Genomic DNA, 19,484 nt, shown 5'->3' with positions numbered 1-19,484 from the left:
GTGAGGCGGCTCCGTACCTTGGTGCGGGGCCGTTTTCGCGCGCCTGCCGACCATGGCGACCCCGAACCGGCTGGAACTCGAGCTAGGTTTTCCGCCTGGCCGCCCGGCGCACTCCGGCCTTGAGCTTGCGCCCGGCGAACAACGCCGGCCACGCCGCCGCGATCCCGGCGCCGAGCGGGAGCCCGCTCTGCCAGGCCGGCGCCCCGAGGGCGACCGGCTGCGCCGACTCCTGCGGGTTGTGGTCGGTGATGCCGCCCCAGCGGCTCGGCGGCAGGACGATGATCCGCGCCTTGCCGATGATGTTGTCCACCGGAACCGCGCCGTTCACGCCGCCACCACCCTGGAACCGGGAGTCGAGGGAGTTGTTGCGGTTGTCGCCCATGACCCACACCATCCCGGCCGGGACCTTGACTCGGGCGAAGGGGTGTTCCGCCTGGTCCGACGGGTCTTCCCAGTGGACGTAGGGCTCATCGAGCCCCTTGCCGTCCACCACGACCCGGCCCTGCTTGTCACAGCATTCGACGGTCTGGCCGCCGACCGCGATCACGCGCTTGACGAAGTCGCGCTCGTCCGGCGGCGCGAAGCCGACCAGCGAACCGAGACCGCGCAGGCCGCGGACGACGATGTTGCCCGACTCCTGCGGCGCGACCTCGTTGTTCACCCACGGCGGCGGGCCCTCGAACACCACCACGTCACCTGGGGAAGGCTCGGTGAAGTCGTAGGTGACGCGGTCGACGAGGATCCGGTCGCCGGTGCACCCGGGGCACCCGTGCAGGGTGGCCTCCATCGATCCTGACGGGATCATGAAGACCTTCGCCAGGAATGTCTGGATCAGGATCGTGAGCACCAGGGCGATCACGAGCAGGATCGGCAGTTCCTTCCAGAACGACCGTTTCTTGGCGGGTTTGGCTCGGCGACCGGATCTGCCGCGCTCCTCGGAGCGGGACAGCCGGGGCTTGTCTTCCTCGGAGAGGTCGGGGTCATTCCCGGCAGCGTTCTGGGACGCGGGCTCGGCCACTTCGTCAGGCTACCGGTCGGAGTCGGCGCGGAGCCGGGTGAGCTCTGTCGGAAGGGAGGTGTGGCCGGTTCGGCTGCCTGGTTGGTGGGCTGCCGGATGACCTCGCTTGCCGAGCCGGTGGCGGGCCGTGCGTCAAGCACGGCCCGCCACTCGAAACTCATGCCTGTGCGTCGAAGTCCCGTGCCGCCAACGCCCGCACGATTCCCGCCCGGCCCTCTGACACCAAGCGGCGCAACGCCTGCGGGTGCTCGCCCGCCAGCCACTCGTCCGAGGCCGTCACCGTCTCCGGGGCCACCGCCCACGACGGGTACAGGCCGATCGCCATCGGCTGGGCCCGCTCGCTGGACCGTCGCTGCCACACCTCGTCGATGACCTCGAAGTACTTGGCCACGTACTCGCCCAGCAGCGCCTTTTGGCCCGGGTGCGAGAAGCCCGAAATCAGCGAGTCGCTCACCGCGTTCGGCAGCTCGTCGTCGTACACCGCTCGCTGCCACGCGTCGGCCTTGGCCTCCGCCGTCGGGCGCAGCGCTCGGGCGCGCTCTGCCTGACGACGGCCCGTTGCCGTGTTGTCGCGGGCCAGCTCGGCGTCGATCTCCGTTGCGTCCGCCTTGCCGTGGGCCACCAGTGCGTGCAGCAGGCGCCAGCGCAGGTCCGTGTCCACCGTCAGGCCCTCGAGCGGGGCCGACTCGTCGAGCCAGCCGGCCAGCACCGCCAGCAGGTCCGCGTCCAGCACCGAGCCGGCCAGCGAGTTCACGAACGCCAGCTGGTGGTCCGACCCCGGCTCCGCGGCCCGGACCAGCTCCAGAAGCCGCGCGGTGAACGCCGGCCAGCCCGTCGAGGTCGCCCACTCCTGCTCCGCGTAGGAGTTCAACGCCGTCTGGGCCTGCAGCAGCAGCCGCTGGACCACGCCGACCTCGGTCTCCGTGTGGATTCCGCGCTGCACCAGCGTGACGAAGTCGCGGGCCTTCAGCTCGGCTTCGCGGGTCATCTCCCACGCCGCCGACCAGCACAGCGTGCGGGGGAGCGGCTCGGTGATGTCGGCGATGCGGTCGATCAGCGTCGTCAGCGACGCCGGGTCGAGGCGCATCGTGCAGTACGTGAGGTCGTCGTCGTTGACCAGCACCAGCTTGCCCGCGGGCCGGCCGACCAGGTCCGGGACCTCGGTGCGCTCGCCGTCGACGTCCAGCTCGACCCGCTGGGTGCGGACGATCTTGCCGTCCTGCTCGTCGTAGACGCCGACCGCGACGCGGTGCGTGCGCAGCTCACCGGCGCCCGGCTTGGCCCCGGACTGCACGACGGCGAACGACGTGAAGCTGCCGTCCGCGCCGACCTCGTACCGCGGGCTCAGCGAGTTCAGCCCGGTGGTCTCCAGCCACTGCGCGCTCCACCACGACAGGTCGCGCCCGGACGCCTCCTCCAGCGCGCCCAGCAGGTCGGCCAGCGTCGCGTTGCCCCAGGCGTGCTTGCCGAAGTACACCTTCAGGCCGTCGAGGAAGTGGTCCAGCCCCACGTAGGAGACGAGCTGCTTGAGGACACTCGCGCCCTTGGCGTAGGTGATGCCGTCGAAGTTGACCTCGACCGCGTGGAGGTCGACGATGTCGGCCGCGATCGGGTGCGTCGAGGGCAGCTGGTCCTGCCGGTAGGCCCACGACTTCTCGATGTTGGCGAAGCTGGTCCACGCGTTCTTGTACTCGGTGGCCTCGGCCTGGGCCAGCACGCTCGCGAAGGTCGCGAACGACTCGTTCAGCCACAGGTCGTCCCACCAGCGCATGGTGACCAGGTCGCCGAACCACATGTGCGCCATCTCGTGCAGCAGCGTCTCGGCGCGCCGCTCGTAGGCGTAGCGGGTGACGCGGCTGCGGAAGACGTAGTCCTCCAGGAACGTCACCGCGCCGGCGTTCTCCATCGCGCCCGCGTTGAACTCCGGCACGAACAGCTGGTCGTACTTGGAGAACGGGTAGGGCGTGCCGAACTTCTCGTGGTAGAAGCCGAAGCCCTGCTTGGTTTCGGTGAACAGCCGGTCGGCGTCCATGTGCTCGGCCAGCGACGCGCGGCAGTAGATGCCGAGCGGGATGGTCTTGTGGTCGTCGGTGTACTCGTCACGCCACTCGGCGTACGGGCCGGCGACCAGCGCGACGAGGTAGGTCGAGATCCGCTCGGACTCCTTGAAGACCGTGCGGACGGCGCCTTCCGGCGTCTCCTCCGCGGACTCGACGATCGCGTTGGACACGACCTTCCAGTCCTTCGGCGCGATGACCGTGAGCCGGTAGACCGACTTCAGGTCCGGCTGGTCGAAGCAGGCGAACATGCGCTTGGCGTCGGCCGTCTCGAACTGCGTGTACAGGTAGACGCCGTCGTCGACCGGGTCGACGAACCGGTGCAGGCCTTCGCCGGTGTTCATGTACCGGCAGTCGGCGGTCACCGTGAGCTCGTTGGACTCGGCCAGCCCGGCCAGCGCGATGCCCTTGTCCTCGACGTACGCGCTGACGTCGACGTCCGCGCCGTTCAGGGTGGCCGAGTGCACGCGGTCGGCGACGATGTCGACCCACGTCGATTCGCCGGCCCGGGCGCTGGAGAACCGGACGGTCGTCGTCGACGCGAAGGTCTTCTCCCCGGGTCCGCCGTGGCCGTCGGTCAGATCGAGCTCGATGTCGTAACCGGTGACGTCGAGCAGATCCGCGCGCAGCTTGGCTTGATCACGGGTCAGGTTGGGGGCGGGCACAGGCACCTCTGGTCGTTGGTATCGGTTTTCAACTCCCCGCATCCAATCATGGGGACGGGGTGGCGGGCGATAAGGGAACAACCCCGCGTTTCCCGGTGTTGGCTCGTCCTGTGGGGGTCCGCCCACATCGAGACGGAACTCAGGAGTGCCCGCATGACCGCTGCCGAGCAGCCCACGAAGGTCGATTTCTACTTCGACCCGATCTGCCCGTTCGCGTGGATCACCTCCCGCTGGATCCTGGAGGTGGAGAAGCACCGCAACCTGGACCTGCACTTCCGGATCATGAGCCTGGCGGTGCTGAACGACGGCCGGGATGGGCTGCCCGAGCAGTACAAGGAGCTGCTGGCCAAGGGCTGGGGTCCGGTGCGCGTGGCCGTGGCGCTGTCGCAGCTCAAGGGCGAAGAGGTGCTGCGCGAGTACTACACCGAATTCGGCACCCGGTACCACAACCAGGGCCTCAAGGACTACGACACGGTCATCAAGGAGGCGCTGGCCACGATCGGCGCGCCGGCCGAGCTGGCCGAGGCCGCTCACTCGACCGAGTACGACGAGGCGCTGAAGAAGAGCCACCACGAGGGCATGGACCCGGTCGGCCAGGACGTCGGCACCCCGACGATCCACATCGACGGAGTGGCGTTCTTCGGCCCGGTCCTGAGCTCGATCCCGCGCGGTGAGGACGCCCTGAAGGTGTTCGACGGCGCCGTCGCGCTGGCGAGCTACCCGGACTTCTTCGAGCTCAAGCGCACCCGTACCGGTGAGCTGAACTTCGACTAGGGGAGCCAGGCGAAGGGGCGGTGGCGCAGAGGGCCACCGCCCCTTCGCCGTTCACGGCGTCGCGAGGGCGGCGAGGGTGACGTCGCCGGGGTAGGGGGACGCGGCCACGGCGGCGGCCTCGGTCGTCTCGCCGCGGCCCATCGCGGCCTTGAGCGCGATCAGCTCGTGCAGGCCGTGCCGGTGGTAGCGGACGAAGCCGGCGTCGACCGGGTCGCCGTGACCGGGCACGATCACCCGCGGCTGCAGCGCGAGGAGCCGGTCGAACGTGTCCGGCCAGGCGGTCAGGTCCGAGCCCGCGCTGAAGGAGAACGCGCTGAAGCCGTGTTCGGCGTTCTCGACGACGTCCCCGGCGAAGAGCACGTCCGCGTCCGGCACGTGCACGACGACGTCGTGGTCGGTGTGGGCGCGGCCGGGGTGCAGCAGGACCGCCGAGCGGCCGCCGAGGTCGAGCTCGGTGCGGTCGGTGAACAGGTGATCCGGCAGCACGAACGTGGTGCGCGCGATGGCGTCGGCGACGCCGGCCTTGCCCTGTTCGCGGTAGTAGGCGATCCACTGGTCCCGGGCGGCCTCGGCGGTCTCGGCCAGCTCGGCGCGGCAGCCCTCGTGGGCCCAGACGGCGCACGGGCCGAAGGCCTCGGTGCCCCAGGCGTGGTCGAAGTGCGCGTGCGTGTACACCACCGCCCACGGCAGCGGCGTCAGCTCCCGGACCGCCGCGGCGAGCTCGGCGCCCTGCTCGAGGTCGCCGCGCGTGTCGACGACCAGGCAGCGCTCCGCGCCCACCACCAGCCCGACGGTCAGGTCCAGCTCCTCGTAGCGGCGGGCGTGCACGCTTTCGGCGAGCTCGATCCAGCGGCCGGTCATGCCAGTACTCCTCCGGTCAGGACGGGAGCGGCGTCGCTCACGTCGGTTTGAGTGGCCAGCACGACGTCGCCGTCGTGGCCGGCTTCGCGCAGCTCGCGCGCCGAAACGCAGGCCGCCAGGGCCGTGACGTCGGCGGACCGCGCGGCGAGCGCGGCTTCGGCGGACAGCGACAGCCCCTGCTCGGCCAGTGCGGCGGCGATCGCCCCGGCGCCGACCTGGTCCTCGACGCAGGGCCGCAGCGGCCCGAACGTTTCGCCGTCACCGAAAACGTTCACGCCCCAGCGTTCCCCGGCCGCGATGAGCCCGACCGGGCCGCCGAGCGAAGCGGCCTTCGCCGCGACGGCGGTGGCGTTGCGCAGACAACCCGCGAGCACGTGCGCTCCGGTCGCCGCGGCGGCGTCGCACAGCGTCGCGCCGTTGGGCGAAGGGAGCGCGAGGAGGGTGCCGGGAGGGATTTCCGTCACAGAAGACGGCCGCAGGGTGAAACCGCCCTCGCCGGCGATGACCGCCCCCGCGGCCCGCGCCGCCGCGATGCCGCGCTCGTCGCGCCACCGCACCGGCAGGACGCGGCCGCCGCGGCCGACCACGAGATCCGTGGTCGTGCCGAAGGAAAGCACGTCGACGACCACCAGCACCGCGCATTCCCGGCCCAGCGCCGCGACGCCTTCGGCGCCCCACTCGAGCCGCACGTCGCTGCCGGACTGCTCCCAGATGCCCACCCCCGGAGCATGCCCGACACCGGCCGTGGTGGCAGACTCCTGACCGTGCGTGTCTACTTGGGATCCGACCATGCCGGTTTCGAGCTGAAGAACCACCTGGTGGCTCACCTGGAGAAGCAGGGCCACGAAGTCACCGACATCGGTCCGCAGGTCTACGACGCGGAGGACGACTACCCGGCGTACTGCGTCGAGACGGCGCTGCGGGTGGTGGCCGACGAGGGCAGCCGCGGCATCGTCGTCGGCGGCTCGGGCAACGGCGAGCAGATCGCCGCGAACAAGGTCCCCGGTGCCCGGGCCGGCCTGGCCTGGAGCGTCGAGACCGCCAAGCTGTGCCGGGAGCACAACCACGCCCAGCTGATCGGCGTCGGCGCCCGGATGCACACCGCCGAGGAGGCGACCGAGATCGTCGAGGCGTTCCTGGCGACGGAGGTCTCGCCGGAGGAGCGGCACGCCCGCCGCGTCCAGCAGCTGCTCGACTACGAGCGCACCGGGACCCCGCCGGCGTTGCCGGAGGCCTGATGCCCGAGGGGCACACGCTCCACCGGCTCGCGCGGCTGCACAAGCGCCGGTTCGCCGGCGCACCGGTCGAGGTGAGCAGCCCACAGGGCCGGTTCGCCGCCGAAGCGTCCCGTTTGGACGGTCGGGTGTTCGTCGGCGCCGAGGCGTACGGCAAGCACCTGTTCCACGACTACGGCCCGCACGGCGTGGTGCACATCCACCTGGGGCTCTACGGCACCTTCGGGGAAGCCCCGCTGCCCGCGCCCGAGCCGGTGGGCCAGGTCCGGCTGCGGCTGGCCGGCCGGACGCACTGGACGGACCTGCGCGGGCCGACGAAGTGCGAGCTGCTGGACGTCGCCCAGGCCGACGCGATCAAGGCCCGGCTCGGTCCCGACCCGCTGCGCCGCGACGCGAAACCGGAGCTGGCCTGGGCGCGGATTTCGCGGTCCAAGACCTCGATCGCGGCGCTGCTGATGGACCAGGCGGTGCTGGCCGGGGTCGGGAACGTGTACCGCGCCGAGGTGCTGTTCCGCCACGGCGTCGCGCCGCTCACCCCGGGCCGGTCACTCGATCGGGCGCTGTGGGACGCGATCTGGGCCGACCTGGTGACCCTGATGCGCGACGGCGTCCGCGTCGGCCGCATCGACACGGTCCGCCCGGAACACCTGCCGGAAGCGATGGGTCGCGCGGCCCGGGTGGACCGCCACGGCGGCGAGGTCTACGTCTACCGGCGCACGGGTGAGCCGTGCCTGGTGTGCGGGACACCGGTGGCGCACTCGGAGCTGGTGGGCCGCAACCTCTACTGGTGCCCCCGCTGCCAAACCGCCTGAAGCGCCCCAATGTGGCCTTCGGTGCTCCATCCATGCCCCCGCCGCCACCCTCAACGGAGGCGCTCCGCGCCGCAGTGCTGATTCAACGCACCCAATGTGGCCTTCGGTGCGTGAGACGCACCCAATGTGGCCTTCGGTGCGTGAGACGCACCGAAGGCCGCCTTGGGGCGCTTGAAATCAGGGGTCAGAAGTCGAAGCCGCCGCCGTCGAAGCCACCCCCGTCGAAACCCCCGCCGTCGAAGCCGCCGCCGCCCCAGTCGCCGCCGCCGGAGTCTCCGCCCCAGTCACCGCCGCCGTCGCCGCCGTCACCGGTGAAGTCGTCGCCGCCGCCCACGTCGCCGGAGTCGAGGGCGTCCTGCTGGCCCGCGTCGTAGCCGGACTCCCAGGCCGAGGCGCTCGCGATGCCGCTCATGCCGGAGAACATCGCGCTGAACAGGAACATCGACCCGAGGCCCCAGGCACCGGCCACGAGCGCCGGCTTCCACCACGGCTCGCTGTACCAGCCCTGCGGCACCGGACGGCCCGCGACGCGGCCGCCGGGGTAGTAGTACGGCGTGTCCTGGCCGGGGTCCGGCGAGGCGGAGTAGTGCTGGCCCTCGACGTCGACGTCACGGCGTTCGGTGACCTTGCCGGCGCGCTCGCGCTCGGCCTCCTCCGGCAGCTGCGGGCCGGGGTCCATGCCCATCGCGACCCGCGCGGCGCGGACGTAGTAAAGGCCTTCGAGGGCGGTGTCCTTGACCAGCCGGGCCTGTTCGACCGTGCGGGCCTGCTCCAGCTGCGAACCGGCGGCGTTGTAGCGCTCGCTCGCGTCGGCCATCGCCTGCTGCGACGCGGTGTCCGTGCCGTTGAGGTTGAGGACCTGGCCGCCGAGCCGCTCGACCAGGCGGCGGGCGTCGGCCTTGGCGTCGTCCAGCTCCCGCTGCCGGGCCGCGGCGCGCTGCCGCGAGAAATAGAGGCCGCCACCGACGATCACGACGACGAGCACGATCAGGAAGATCGCGGTGCCCATGGACCACTCCTGGAAGTTCGGGGCTCGGTGACCGGTGGTCACCTTGTGAAACGGACAACGCGGACGCTACGCGGTGGGTTCCCGGAGCGTGACCGGGCCCACCGCGAGCCCTGGCCGAGCAAACTAGAACACGTTATAGTTCAGCTATGAAGTTCACCCTGTCGATCGCGATGAACCCCCTCGATCAGCTGGGCGAGCTCGCCCGGGCCGCCGAAGAGGCCGGCTTCGCCTCCATCGCCCTGCCCGACTCGCTCTTCTACGCCGAAACGGTGGACACGGACTACCCGTACACCCCCGACGGCAGCCGGTTCTGGACCGCGGAGACGCCCTGGGTGGACCCGCTCGTCGCGACGGCGTCGATGGGCGCGGTGACCAGCCGCATCCACTTCTACACGTCGGTGCTCAAACTCGGCTCGCGCAACCCGGTCCTGCTGGCCCGCCAGGTCGGCTCGGCGGCGGTGCTCACCGGCGGCCGGTTCGGCCTCGGGCTCGGCGTCGGCTGGCTGCCCCAGGAGTTCGAGTACTGCGGCGTGCCGTTCGAGCGGCGCGGCAAGCGCGTCGACGAGGCCATCGACGTGCTTCGGCTCATCCTCGACGGCGGGATGGTCGAGTACCACGGCGAGTTCTACGACTTCGACAAAATTCAGATGAGCCCGGCGCCGCCCTCGCGCGTGCCCTTCTACATCGGCGGCCACACCGAAGTCGCGCTCAAGCGCGCCGCCCGGGTCGCCGACGGCTGGTCGTCGGCGATGATGAAGCTCGACGAGCTGCGCGACACGATCGCGCGGCTCAAGGAGCTGCTGGCCGAGCAGGGCCGCGCCGACGTCCCGTTCGAGTACCAGGCCGTCTGCATCGACCGCTTCGGCCTCGACGGCTACCGCGAGCAGGCCGAGGTGGGCGTCACCGACGTCATCACGATGCCGTGGGTGTTCGACGGCGTCGGGTTCGACGCGCCGGTCGAGCCCAAGCTCGAAGCGATCCGCAAGTTCGGGGCCGAGATCATCGCGAAGTTCGAGGAGTGACTGCCGTGGGCGTGCAGGTCAGCTGGGACACCGAGCAGGAGCAGCCGGCGGCGCGGCGCGCGGCGTTCGCCTCGATGACGGCGGTGGCCGCGGGCGACAAGGAGGGCTGGCTGGCCCTGTTCGCCCCGGACGCCGTGGTCGAGGACCCGGTCGGCCCGTCGTTCTTCGACGAGGCGGGCAAGGGCCACCACGGCCGCGACGGCATCGGCGCCTTCTGGGACAAGACGATCGCGAACGTCGAAAGCTTCGAGTTCACCATCCGGGACTCCCACGCGGGCGGCGACGAGGTGGCCAACGTCGGCACGATCACGACGTTCCTGCCGGGCGGCTACCGCGTGGACACCGACGGGGTGTTCGTCTACCGCGTCGGCGAGGACGGGCTGATCCGGTCGGTGCGCGCGTTCTGGGAGACCGAACGCGCGATGGCCACGGCACGCCAGGTGTAGGACGGCCGAGCGGGCTCAGGCCGGCCGGGCCTTGCTGCTCAAGTAGGCCAGCACCGCCAGCACGCGCCGGTTGTCGTCCCCGTGCTGGGCCAGGTCCAGCTTCGTGAAGATGCTCGCCGTGTGCTTGCCGACCGCGGCCTCGCTGATCGTCAGCCGCTGGGCGATGGCCGCGTTCGACCGGCCCTCCGCCATCAGCTCCAGCACCTGGCGCTCGCGGGGCGTCAACGCGTCCAGCGGGCCGCGGCGGGCTCGGCTCGCGAGGAGCTTCGTGATGACCTCGGGGTCCATCGCCGTCCCGCCCGCCGCCACCATGCGCAGTGCGTCGACGAACTGGCCCGCGTTCAGCACCCGGTCCTTCAGCAGGTAGCCGATCGCGCCCGCGCCGTCCGCCAGCAGCTCGCGGGCGTACGTCTGCTCGACGTGCTGGGACAGCACCAGCACCGGCAGACCCGGCCGGCGGCGGCGAGCTTCCAGGGCCGCCTTGATCCCCTCGTCGCTGAAGCCCGGCGGGAGGCGCACGTCCACCACCGCGACGTCCGGTGCTTCGTCGTCGATCGCCTTCAGCAGCTCCGTCGCGTTGCCCACCGCGCCCACCACGGTGAACCCGTGGGCTTCCAGCAGTCGCGTCATCCCGTCTCGAAGCAGGTAGAGATCCTCCGCGAGGACTACGCGCACGAATCGCTCCTGGGACTCCGGGCCGGGCTGGGCGACGCCAACCGTACCGGGTTCCTCGCGCGGTCCCGGACCGCTGCGGTCCTTCCCTCAGGCGGCCGGACCAGCGGGTCAGGAAGCGGGCTCGAGGTGCCGCTCGAGCTCGTCGGCCGCGCGCACCGCGCCACCGGCGGCGCGCACCCGCGCGCCCATCGCCGCGACGGCGGACCGCACGCGCTCGTCGGCCGCCGTCGTCTCGACGGCGTCGCGCAGCAGCTCCGGTGTCGGTTCCCGGCCGGCCAGGTTCGTGCCGAGGCCGAGTTCCGCGACCCGGTTCGCCACGGCGGCCTGTTCGACGCTCTGCGGCAGCGCCACCATCGGCGTGTCGAAGTGCAGTGCCTCCATCGTCCCGCCCATGCCCGCGTGGGTGACGAAGGCCGAGGCGTGCTCCAGCACCGTCAGCTGCGGCAGGTGCGCGTGCGCCTCGATGTTCGGGGGCAGCTCCCCGAGCGAAGCGGGGTCGAGGCCGCCGATCGACAGCACGACGTGCCACTCGGAGCCGGCGAACGCCGTCACGGCGGCTCGGAAGAACTCCGGCCGGTCGTTGAACGCCGTGCCGAGCGACACCAGCAGCACCGGCCCGCCGTCCGACGGCGGCTGCCATTCGCCCTGGAACCTCCGGTCGCCCAGGCACGGGCCGACGAACGCGAAGCGGTCGTCGAACGTGTCGCCTTCGTACTGGAACTCCCTGGCCACGAACGCGAGCGCGAACTCCTCGCGGCCGACGGCGAAGTCCGCCGGCGAGATCGCCGGGACGCCGTGGGCCCGCGTCAGCTCGGCGAGCTTCTCCCGGAACGCGACGCGGGCGGGGTGTGCTTCGCTGAAACCGTTTTCCTCGTCGAGGAACTTCGCCAGCGACCAGTGGTCGTTGTAGGCGAAGGACGGGAACAGCTCCACGGCGGGCACGCCCCACTTCGCCGCCAGCACCCGTCCGGTCGCGTACACGGTCCGGTCGTACAGGACCAGATCCGGTGCGTCGGCGGCGAAACCGATCTCGAACGCCGGGATGGTCGCCGCGCTTTCCACGACCAGCACCAGCGGCAGCCACGCGGCGAAGTCGGCGGGCGGGTCCTCGGTGCGCGGCTTCGGCGTCAAGGAGGACTCGTACCGCAGCACCCGCGCCCCGGTCGGGGCCACGAGGTGCGCGAACCGGTCCGTCGTGGCGAAGGTGACGCGGTGCCCGCGGCGGACCAGTTCGGCGACGACGTCCAGCGTCGGCATCACGTGCCCGTACGCGGGGATGGTCAGCAGTGCGATGTGTGCCATGGGAAAGCTCCTCGGAGTGCGGTGGTCGGCCGGAGGCCCTCAGGCACGCAGGTCGTGCTTGCGGCTGTAGCAGGCCATGAAGCCGATGAGCCCGCCGAGGACCACGATCCACTGCACGGTCGTCACCAGGTTGATGTCGTCGAGCGGCAAGGTGTAGGCGAGCACGACGCGGACGACCGCGTCCACGATCATGCCGACGCCGAAGACCACCGTCAGCAGGCGCAGCCCGTGGCGCATCCGCGGTTCGGTGTCCCAGCGGCGCTCCCACACCTCCGCACCGGCACCGCCGCGCTTGGTGCGGGCGATGCTGACCCCGGCGTGCAGGAAGAACGGTTTTTCGAAGAACAGCGTGAGCAGCATCCAGACGCCGAACGCGGCGGTGAGCCAGCCGTCCTTGGCGAAGAAGAAACGGGCGTCGCCGGAAACGAGCGAGACCGCGGTGCCGACGACCACCATCGTCACCGTGAAGAGACCGAGCCCGTCGATCTTGCGGTAGCGGGCGAAGACGTACCCGGTGCGGACGACCGGGACGATGCCGCCGACGATCGCGGCGGTCAACAGCGGAACGCCGTTCTGGCGCAGGATGTAGTAGACGGCGAGCGGGACGATCAGGTCGAAGGCCGCGGAAGCGAACAGTGCCAGTCGCGGATTGCGCGGTTCGGCCCGGGTACGTCGAAAGCTGGTTTCGTTCATTTCTGCTCCTGATTGGATGACGAATTCTTTCGCTGACGCCATTCGCTGATTTCGTGGCGCTGCTGAGGAGAACGGTAATGTCCGGTGGCCGTCCGCGTGAGCCGGTTGGGCCGAGTACGGGGGTATGGCTTCCCATACCCCCGTCAGGGGGCTTGGTCACCCTGGAGACGAGGGGGATGCGAAGTGCCGGGCGGGAAGTATGCTCGGCCGATGTCGACGATTCCGCGGCGCAGCGCCTCCGCCGTCCGGCGGGGTGTCGCCGGAATGGCGCGGCTGGTCGTTTTCGTGCTGTTCGCGGTGGTGCAGGTCGGCGTGCTCACCCTGCCGGCGCTGTTCCGGCTGCCGGAATACGTCGCCGCCGCGGGACTCACCGTCCTGGTCGCCATTCCGGCGTGCCGCCTGCTGCCGGTGCTTTTCCGCTACTGGGCACCGGCGCTCTACGGCCGCGGCATCGAATCGCCGTACCTGCCGTTGCCGTCGCTCGAACGCACCGAGAACGGCTGGTACTGGAACGGCTACGACTTCCACAAGTTCCGCTGGATCGCCCTGGCCCAGCGACGCGGCCGCTGGTTCTTCACCGACCCGGCCACCTGGCGGGACCTCGGCTGGCTGGTGGTCAACCCGCTCTCGGGCGGCCTGCTGGCGGCCGTCCCGGTCGCGCTCGCCGGGTTCGGGGCGTTCCTGCTCGCTGCGCCGCTGACCGCGCCGCACCTGACGGCCGGGGCGTGGTACTTCCCGCTGCCGGTGGACACCCCGGCCGGACTCGCCGCGACGGTCGCCGCCGGAGGGGTCCTGCTCGTGCTGGGACTGGTGGCCGCGCCCGGCGCGGTCGGCCTGCACGAGGCCTGGACGCGGTGGCTGCTGGCGCCCGACGAGCGGGCGCTGCTGGCCCGGCGCGTGGAGCGGCTGTTCGCCACGCGGGCCGCGGCGATCGACGCCCAAGCCGCGGAGCTGCGGCGGATCGAGCGCGACCTGCACGACGGCGCCCAGGCGCGGCTGATCGCGATCGGTATCTCGCTCGGCACCGCGGAGATGCTGCTCGACACCGACCTCGACGAGGTCCGGCGGCAGCTGGCCGGCGCGCGAGAGCTGTCCGCCGCGGCGTTGCGGGAGCTGCGCGGGCTCGTGCACGGCATCCAGCCGCCGATGCTCGCCGACCGCGGTCTCGGCGCCGCGCTCGAAGACCTCGCGATGGACGCCCCGGTGCCCACCGACGTCGAAGTCGGACTGGTCGGCCGTCCCGACGCGGCCCTGGAGTCCGCGGTCTACTTCTCGGTGGCCGAACTGCTGGCCAACGCGGCCAAGCACGCGGCCGCCAAGCGCGTGCGGGTCAGCGTGACCCAGCGGCCGGGCGCGCTGCAGGTCGTCGTCGCCGACGACGGCAAGGGCGGCGCCGATCCCGGCCGCGGAACCGGGCTGGCCGGCGTCCAGCGGCGGGTCGCGGCGTTCGACGGCGTGGTCGAGTGCGTCAGCCCGCCGGGCGGCCCGACCGAAATCACCATTGTCATTCCGGGTGTCCTGCCGTCGGGATGACGGGGATCGGCACGCAACTGCCTGCCTCGTGCCGGTGACCGGGATGATCCGACGTCATATCTGATGTTTCGTGCATCAAGCCTTGACGGCTCGATCGGAAGGAACTTTTACTGACCGGAGGTCCGCCACCCTCACCTCCGGGAGCACGCATTCCTCACTCCGGCGCACCGCGAGCGCGGCCGCCGCGCTCACGATCGCGGCCAGCGGTCTCGTCCTGGGCGCGCCCACGGCGTCGGCCCTCGAAAACGGTCTGCTGCGCACACCGCCGATGGGCTTCAACAACTGGAATTCGACGCAGTGCCGCGCCGAATTCGACGAGGCGATGATCAAGGGCATCGCGGACACCTTCGTCAGCAAGGGCTTGAAGGACGCCGGCTACACCTACGTGAACATCGACGACTGCTGGGCGCTGCCGTCGCGCAATTCGGCGGGGGACCTGGTGCCCGACCCGGCGCGGTTCCCGAACGGCATCAAGGCCCTCGCCGGCTACGTCCACGCGAAGGGCCTCAAGTTCGGGATCTACACCAGTGCCGGCACGAAGACCTGCAACAAGGCCGGCTTCCCCGGCGCGCTGGGCCACGAGCAGCAGGACGCGAACCTCTTCGCCTCCTGGGGCGTCGACTACCTGAAGTACGACTTCTGAAACCGTGGCGCACCGACCTGGGGACTTTCGGCGTGCCGGGCGTTTGACCTGCTTCTTTAGGCTGGTTGGGTCCGGTTGCGTCCGGTTAGGTCCGGTCGTCCCACGGCCTGATGACGGCCTGGCGGCCTGGGCCTGCTCGGTCCAGCGGGCTACCTGGTAGCGGCTGAACAGTGCTGTCTGATTGGGGCTGATTTGGCGGCTGGCGGGCTTGATCGTCACTGTCGGCTCCCTGGGACTGAGGTGGTGGGCTGTCTGCCCCCGTCTTCCTCGTCCCTGCCACGCGTTAGCACCGGTGTGGTGGTGTCAAGGGTGAGCGGAGCTCATCGCGCAGCGACGCCGCAGGCGCCCTTGATAGCGCCGCGCCGGTGTTAAAGGATCAACGGCGAGGTTGCGGGCCACCTGCCGGTGATGAGTCGTTGTGCGATTTCGGAGAGCGGTGCGCGGTGAACGGTCCGAGTGCCCACGCCTCAGGCTGGAGAATGGGTGTCGTGGGGTTGAGGTTCGGCGGCGGCGCGCGCACGGGCCGCGACCGCTCGGCGGGCTCGCCCGGCGGCCGGCCGGAGCGGAGCGGGAGGCCGGTCCGCCATGGGGCGGAGCCCGCCGAACGGAAGGTGACTCCTGCGCGCCGCCGCAGGCGGCGCCTTGATCCCATAGAGCCAAATTCGGCAGCAGGTTGCGGGTGGGTAAGCACCGGTGCGCGTTTTGGCGCGGCGTGAAATATCGCACATGTGTTCGATTGCGTGGATGGCGAGCTGGCCGGTAAGGGCCGTAGCGCACTTTTAGTGCGAGGTGGTACTCTATGTACTGATCTGTTGAGTGATTGGAGAGCTGTCATGTTCGCACTTGCTGTGCGGTTCTATTTGCGCGACGAGGAAGCCGCCCAGGGCTTTGACGAATTGGTCGACGAAACTGCACCGAGTATCCGCGACAAAGAGCCGGGAACGCTGATTTACGCGGTGCACAAAGTAAAGGATGCTCCTCTCTCGCGAGTGTTTTACGAGCTTTACGAAAGTCGTGAAGCGTTTGACGCGCATGAGCAAAGCGAGCACACAAAGAAGTTCCTGGCGGAACGCGAACAGTATCTGACGGGTGTTCGAGTGGAGTTCTTGGACCCGCCGACCGGCAAGGGGTTCTAATGACGGTCCCCACCGATGCGAACTCGCTGGGGAGACGAGTTGCAACGTTTCGTTCTCGAAAGGGGCTTTCGCAAAAGGAGCTGGGTGCCCGTATATCTCGCTCCGAGAGTTGGGTTAGTCAGGTTGAACGGGGGGCTCGACGTGTTGATCGCATGTCGGTTTTGGAGACTTTGGCCGAAGCCCTGGAAGTCCCTCTAGCTGAACTTGCCCCGGATGAGGGCGTCGTGGCAGCAATGGCTACTCGGCCGCGTGCGGCGAGTAGCTTGAGTTTGGCGTTGTCTTCCAGTGATGCTCTGCAGGCAGTGCTGTCCGACAAGGCGCCCGTTGATGTCGATGGACTTGGCGCGCGGGCGGAAGAGGCGTGGGATTACGCGCATGGTTCCGAATATGAAAACTTGTCCGATCTCCTCGGGTCGTTGATCCCGGAGCTTGAGTATGCGGTGCGTAAAACCACGGGGATCGATCGTCGCCGTGTGTGCATCGCAAAAGCTAAGGCTTATCACGCTGCGGCTGGCGTCCTTTCGAAACTTGGCGAACCGGGCGCAGCGTGGGTTGCGGTCGACCGTTCAATTGCTGCCGCCGAAGACGCTGACGATCCACTGTTGATGGCCGCTGGCGCATTTCGGCTGGCAATTGTATTTCAGAATTCCCGGCGCCCCGATCTTGCGGCACAATCGGCGCGGACAGCGGTGAATGCGTTGGGGCGGCTAATTGAAGCTGGTGAGCCTGAGGCTATTGCGCTCCGCGGTGCGCTATACCTGCAATTGGCCGTTGCTGCTGCGCGGATCAATGATGCGGATGAAGCATATGATAATTTGGATAGTGCGCGGGAGGCCGCGAAATCCCTGGGCGTGGACCGCAACGATTACAACACGGAGTTCGGCCCGACAAACGTGTTGCTGCACGAGGTGAACGTTGCCGTTGAGTTGGGCGACGCCGGTCGTGCCCTGAGGGTGGCCGCGAAGGCTGACGTATCGAACCTATCGCCCGAGCGGCAGGCGCGCTTGTTGATCGACGTGGCGCGGGCGCACGCGCAGAGGCGCAACGCTGACGGTGTGAACGACGCGCTTCGTCGTGCACTCGACGTCGCACCGGAGCAGGTGACCACGCATCCGGCAGTGCAAGAGCTGCTTGCCGATGCCCTGCGCAGCGACTACGGCAACACGCCTGACCTGCGGGAACTGTCTGAAGCTATCGGCTCGAAGGGGCTGCCTCAGCAACGACGCGACGCCTAACCCGCACTTTTTCTGCGGTACCCGCACCTTTAGTGTTTACACGCACTAAGAGTGCGGGTACTCTCATCTGCGAGCCCGGCTGATGGGCTTGCTAGATGACACGCAGTGAAGGGCTACTAACAGATGGCTATCGACAAGGGTCACAGGTTCGCGGTGCCGTTCGACGAGGCGTTCCCGCAGGGGCTTGTCATGGTGGGCGAGGTGTCGCCGGACAACGAGTACCAGTCGAGGGAAGACAAGGCGGCGGGGCGTCCGGTGCGGCAGCGCGTGGACGAAGTCACGGGTAAGCGGCAGTGGAAGTTTTTGGCAACTGACCTGGGGGAGACTCGCGCGAAGCGGGCGTCGTTCGAGGTGACGTTGCTGGCCGACGTTCAGCCGGTGCCGTCTTCGGCGGAGGTGATGCCGGGAATGCGTCCGGTGGAGCTGGAAGGGTTGACGGCAGAGCCGAAGGTGGCTGGTCAGGGCGAGTACAAGTACCAGTCCTATGTGTACCGGGCGACGGGTTTCGCGGCTGCCGGGTCGGGTGCGGCGGGTAAGTCGTCGCGTTCGGGATCGTCGGCGTCGGGTGCTGATAATCCCAAGGCGGCGTAGGGATGTTGACGGTGGCGACTTCGGATGAGGCGAGTCCGGCTTCGTATGAGCGTCTGACGACCGAGTGGGAGCGTGCGTACGCCGATTACCGGGTGGCGTATGCGGTTGCTGCGGAGACTCCGGGACGGCCGGATCTGGCGCAAGGCGTGTCCTACGCGGCTCGGCGGGTCGCTCGGTGCTGGCATGAGCTGTCGCGGGTGCCGGGGCTGGAGTACTGGGTCGTGGCGGCGTTGGCGGCGGCCTCAGAAGGGATGACAGAGGTAGCGCAGGAATGGGCGGTGCTGGCTGGTCATCCGGCCGGCCAGTCTCCGGCGGAGCAGACCATCACGGGCTTGGTTCCGGTGCTGCCTGTGCAGGGGCATCGGGTTCATCCTTCGCCGGTGCGGCGGCCTCGACCTCGGCCCCGTGGACAGGGTGCGTGATGGCGGCGGTGGAGCCAGTGGAGCCGGTGCGGTTCGACGATGTGGACGCCGGGGTGTTCGTGCCGGTCGGGGTCCTGCTGCGGCGGATGCGTGACCTGAAGGGTTGGAAACAGAGGGATCTCGCGCAGCACTCGGGGTTCTCGCTGTCGTTCGTGGCCGGGCTGGAAGGCGGCTCACGCTCGGTGCGGCGGGTCCCGATAATCATGCGGCTGGCGGACGTGCTGAGTGTTCCGCGTGAGCAGTTGTTCGCCTGGGTCGTGGCTGAGATCGAACACCACGAGAAGGTGTTGAGGGGTGACGGGAAATGAGCCGGAAGGCGGCCAAAGCAGCGAAGCCGCTGTACCCGGTGAAGCTGAGCGACGCCCAGGCGGACATCTTTTCGCGGATGCCGCGCAAGGAATCGCCGCTGTCGGAGTGGGTGGAGTTCCACCGTCACAACGCGCGGATGTTCAAGGCGGTTTCGGAGACGGACCCGGATCACAAGTGGGAGGCGCTGGCCAATCATGGGATTCAGTTGCGGTGTGTGGAGCGGCTGACGAAGCGTCCGGAGTGGAGCGAGGACTACACCAACGGATCGAGTGAGCCGGATTCCGCGGAAACCGAGACGGGCAGCGCGAACAACGGGAAGGGGAAGTGATGGAGTCCGGCTGGCCGGAGCTTGATCCGCGGATCGCGCCGGGGCTGGTCCCGGACGTTCAGTATATGCCGCGGGTGGCGCCGTTCCGGTTCGGGTTGTGGCTGCAGGGGATGTGTGCGGATCGTGACGTGAGCGTGCGGGAGCTGGCGGAGCGGGCGGGAGTGCCGCTGCGGAGGCTCAAGCGCGTGTGCCTCGGTCATGAGCCGGTGCGGTCGCTGGCTGATGTGGCCGCGTTGGCAGATGCTCTGGGCGTGGGTCGGGACGTGGCGGCGCTGGTGGCCGTGCGGGACTACATGGAGGGGCGCAATGGGTGGCCACAGGCAATTCGGAACTAGCACCGAAGACGCGGTGCGGATGATGTGGGCGGTGATCGGCCGCCCCCATGAGAAGGTGCCGGACACCCGGCTGTCCGGTGGGTGGTTGCGCTACATGCGCGCGAGGAAACGCATGTCGGTTACCAAAGTTGCCGCCAAGGTCGGCGTGGGGAGTGCATACCTGCGGAGTGTCGAGCTCGGCCGGCGGGCGTTGGTGTCGGTGGAGTTGGTCGCGCGGCTGGCGGAGGCAATCGGGGTGTCGCCGGAGGTGCTGGTCATGCGGGTGGTCTACGACTTCCGCCCCCTCGACGACCGCCACTCGAACAAACGACCATCCGAGGGTGACAGGCCGGAGGTGAACGGCCGGGAGTGATCGACTGATCGAAAACTTAATATCGGGAACT

21 protein-coding genes and 1 pseudogene are annotated in these 19,484 nt (G+C 69.4%); 14 read left to right on the top strand and 8 right to left on the bottom strand.

The genetic code is table 11. The features are described 5' to 3' along the window. Nucleotides 1-82 precede the first annotated feature (82 nt). A complete protein-coding gene (lepB, locus tag ACLJPY_RS17710; protein ID WP_410589759.1) occupies nucleotides 83-1,018 on the bottom strand; it encodes a signal peptidase I in 936 nt (311 codons plus the stop codon). A gap of 157 nt (nucleotides 1,019-1,175) precedes the next feature. Continuing rightward, nucleotides 1,176-3,740 carry an aminopeptidase N gene (pepN, locus tag ACLJPY_RS17705; RefSeq protein WP_410589928.1) on the bottom strand — a complete coding sequence of 855 codons (2,565 nt, stop codon included), beginning with the start codon at nucleotides 3,738-3,740 and terminating at the stop codon, nucleotides 1,176-1,178. A 153-nt stretch (nucleotides 3,741-3,893) separates the two neighbouring features. Between pepN and ACLJPY_RS17700 the strand changes: the two genes are divergently transcribed. After that, nucleotides 3,894-4,514 (top strand): DsbA family protein, encoded by a 621-nt coding sequence (locus ACLJPY_RS17700; RefSeq protein ID WP_410589758.1) that lies wholly within the window; start codon nucleotides 3,894-3,896, stop codon nucleotides 4,512-4,514. A gap of 51 nt (nucleotides 4,515-4,565) precedes the next feature. On the opposite strand, the gene ACLJPY_RS17695 is transcribed toward ACLJPY_RS17700, so the two are convergent. Then, nucleotides 4,566-5,375: an MBL fold metallo-hydrolase gene (locus tag ACLJPY_RS17695; RefSeq protein WP_410589756.1), complete on the bottom strand. Its 810-nt coding sequence runs from the start codon at nucleotides 5,373-5,375 to the stop codon at nucleotides 4,566-4,568. Beyond that, entirely contained in the window at nucleotides 5,372-6,094 is a 723-nt protein-coding gene (locus ACLJPY_RS17690) for a 2-phosphosulfolactate phosphatase (protein WP_410589754.1), read from the bottom strand. The genes ACLJPY_RS17695 and ACLJPY_RS17690 overlap by 4 nt, the downstream gene beginning before the upstream one ends. A 45-nt stretch (nucleotides 6,095-6,139) precedes the next feature. On the opposite strand from ACLJPY_RS17690, the gene ACLJPY_RS17685 reads away from it, so the two are divergent. Together ACLJPY_RS17685 and ACLJPY_RS17680 are read left to right on the top strand one after the other, a co-directional pair. Next, a complete protein-coding gene (locus ACLJPY_RS17685) occupies nucleotides 6,140-6,613 on the top strand; it encodes a ribose-5-phosphate isomerase (protein WP_410589753.1) in 474 nt (157 codons plus the stop codon). Then, nucleotides 6,613-7,422 (top strand): Fpg/Nei family DNA glycosylase, encoded by an 810-nt coding sequence (locus ACLJPY_RS17680; protein WP_410589752.1) that lies wholly within the window; start codon nucleotides 6,613-6,615, stop codon nucleotides 7,420-7,422. The genes ACLJPY_RS17685 and ACLJPY_RS17680 overlap by 1 nt, the downstream gene beginning before the upstream one ends. A gap of 184 nt (nucleotides 7,423-7,606) precedes the next feature. Here the strand turns inward: ACLJPY_RS17680 and ACLJPY_RS17675 are convergent, their stop codons facing one another. Next, nucleotides 7,607-8,431 (bottom strand): hypothetical protein, encoded by an 825-nt coding sequence (locus ACLJPY_RS17675; RefSeq protein WP_410589750.1) that lies wholly within the window; start codon nucleotides 8,429-8,431, stop codon nucleotides 7,607-7,609. 146 nt (nucleotides 8,432-8,577) lie between these two features. Between ACLJPY_RS17675 and ACLJPY_RS17670 the strand changes: the two genes are divergently transcribed. Together ACLJPY_RS17670 and ACLJPY_RS17665 are read left to right on the top strand one after the other, a co-directional pair. Then, nucleotides 8,578-9,453, top strand: coding sequence for a TIGR03619 family F420-dependent LLM class oxidoreductase (locus tag ACLJPY_RS17670; protein ID WP_410589748.1), 876 nt, complete (start codon nucleotides 8,578-8,580; stop codon nucleotides 9,451-9,453). 5 nt (nucleotides 9,454-9,458) lie between these two features. After that, complete coding sequence (locus ACLJPY_RS17665; protein ID WP_410589746.1) at nucleotides 9,459-9,899, top strand: nuclear transport factor 2 family protein; 441 nt, start codon at nucleotides 9,459-9,461, stop codon at nucleotides 9,897-9,899. Between the two features lie 15 nt (nucleotides 9,900-9,914). On the opposite strand, the gene ACLJPY_RS17660 is transcribed toward ACLJPY_RS17665, so the two are convergent. The 3 genes from ACLJPY_RS17660 to ACLJPY_RS17650 form a co-directional block, all read right to left on the bottom strand. Continuing rightward, a complete protein-coding gene (locus ACLJPY_RS17660; RefSeq protein ID WP_410589744.1) occupies nucleotides 9,915-10,574 on the bottom strand; it encodes a response regulator in 660 nt (219 codons plus the stop codon). Nucleotides 10,575-10,682: 108 nt separating this feature from the next. Continuing rightward, entirely contained in the window at nucleotides 10,683-11,876 is a 1,194-nt protein-coding gene (locus ACLJPY_RS17655; RefSeq protein ID WP_410589742.1) for a macrolide family glycosyltransferase, read from the bottom strand. Nucleotides 11,877-11,915: 39 nt separating this feature from the next. After that, nucleotides 11,916-12,569: a VC0807 family protein gene (locus ACLJPY_RS17650; RefSeq protein ID WP_410589740.1), complete on the bottom strand. Its 654-nt coding sequence runs from the start codon at nucleotides 12,567-12,569 to the stop codon at nucleotides 11,916-11,918. 210 nt (nucleotides 12,570-12,779) lie between these two features. Here ACLJPY_RS17650 and ACLJPY_RS17645 point away from each other — a divergent pair, with 210 nt between their 5' ends. The 9 genes and pseudogenes from ACLJPY_RS17645 (at nucleotide 12,780) to ACLJPY_RS17605 (ending at nucleotide 19,453) form a co-directional block, all read left to right on the top strand. After that, entirely contained in the window at nucleotides 12,780-14,102 is a 1,323-nt protein-coding gene (locus ACLJPY_RS17645) for a histidine kinase (RefSeq protein ID WP_410589738.1), read from the top strand. 268 nt (nucleotides 14,103-14,370) lie between these two features. Further along, nucleotides 14,371-14,739 (top strand): annotated as a pseudogene (locus ACLJPY_RS17640) (glycoside hydrolase family 27 protein); the annotation flags it as partial. An 839-nt stretch (nucleotides 14,740-15,578) separates the two neighbouring features. Next, nucleotides 15,579-15,881: a putative quinol monooxygenase gene (locus tag ACLJPY_RS17635; RefSeq protein WP_410589736.1), complete on the top strand. Its 303-nt coding sequence runs from the start codon at nucleotides 15,579-15,581 to the stop codon at nucleotides 15,879-15,881. Next, the gene (locus tag ACLJPY_RS17630) at nucleotides 15,881-17,116 is read left to right on the top strand and encodes a helix-turn-helix domain-containing protein (protein WP_410589735.1); all 1,236 of its coding nucleotides are present in this window, start codon (nucleotides 15,881-15,883) and stop codon (nucleotides 17,114-17,116) included. The genes ACLJPY_RS17635 and ACLJPY_RS17630 overlap by 1 nt, the downstream gene beginning before the upstream one ends. A gap of 123 nt (nucleotides 17,117-17,239) precedes the next feature. Further along, entirely contained in the window at nucleotides 17,240-17,707 is a 468-nt protein-coding gene (locus ACLJPY_RS17625) for a hypothetical protein (protein ID WP_410589733.1), read from the top strand. A gap of 421 nt (nucleotides 17,708-18,128) precedes the next feature. Then, nucleotides 18,129-18,437, top strand: a complete 309-nt coding sequence (locus ACLJPY_RS17620; RefSeq protein WP_410589732.1) for a helix-turn-helix domain-containing protein — start codon at nucleotides 18,129-18,131, stop codon at nucleotides 18,435-18,437. Next, a complete protein-coding gene (locus ACLJPY_RS17615) occupies nucleotides 18,434-18,766 on the top strand; it encodes an AMED_5909 family protein (RefSeq protein ID WP_410589731.1) in 333 nt (110 codons plus the stop codon). The genes ACLJPY_RS17620 and ACLJPY_RS17615 overlap by 4 nt, the downstream gene beginning before the upstream one ends. Beyond that, entirely contained in the window at nucleotides 18,766-19,101 is a 336-nt protein-coding gene (locus ACLJPY_RS17610; protein ID WP_410589729.1) for a helix-turn-helix domain-containing protein, read from the top strand. The genes ACLJPY_RS17615 and ACLJPY_RS17610 overlap by 1 nt, the downstream gene beginning before the upstream one ends. Next, the gene (locus ACLJPY_RS17605) at nucleotides 19,073-19,453 is read left to right on the top strand and encodes a helix-turn-helix domain-containing protein (protein ID WP_410589728.1); all 381 of its coding nucleotides are present in this window, start codon (nucleotides 19,073-19,075) and stop codon (nucleotides 19,451-19,453) included. The genes ACLJPY_RS17610 and ACLJPY_RS17605 overlap by 29 nt, the downstream gene beginning before the upstream one ends. The last annotated feature ends 31 nt before the right edge of the window (nucleotides 19,454-19,484 follow it).

Origin of the sequence: Amycolatopsis sp. lyj-23, from assembly GCF_046549135.1 — a bacterium.
Classification (GTDB): Bacteria; Actinomycetota; Actinomycetes; order Mycobacteriales; family Pseudonocardiaceae; genus Amycolatopsis.
The sequence above is the reverse complement of the archived record's forward strand: the minus strand, read 5'-3'. Positions and strand labels throughout refer to the sequence as shown.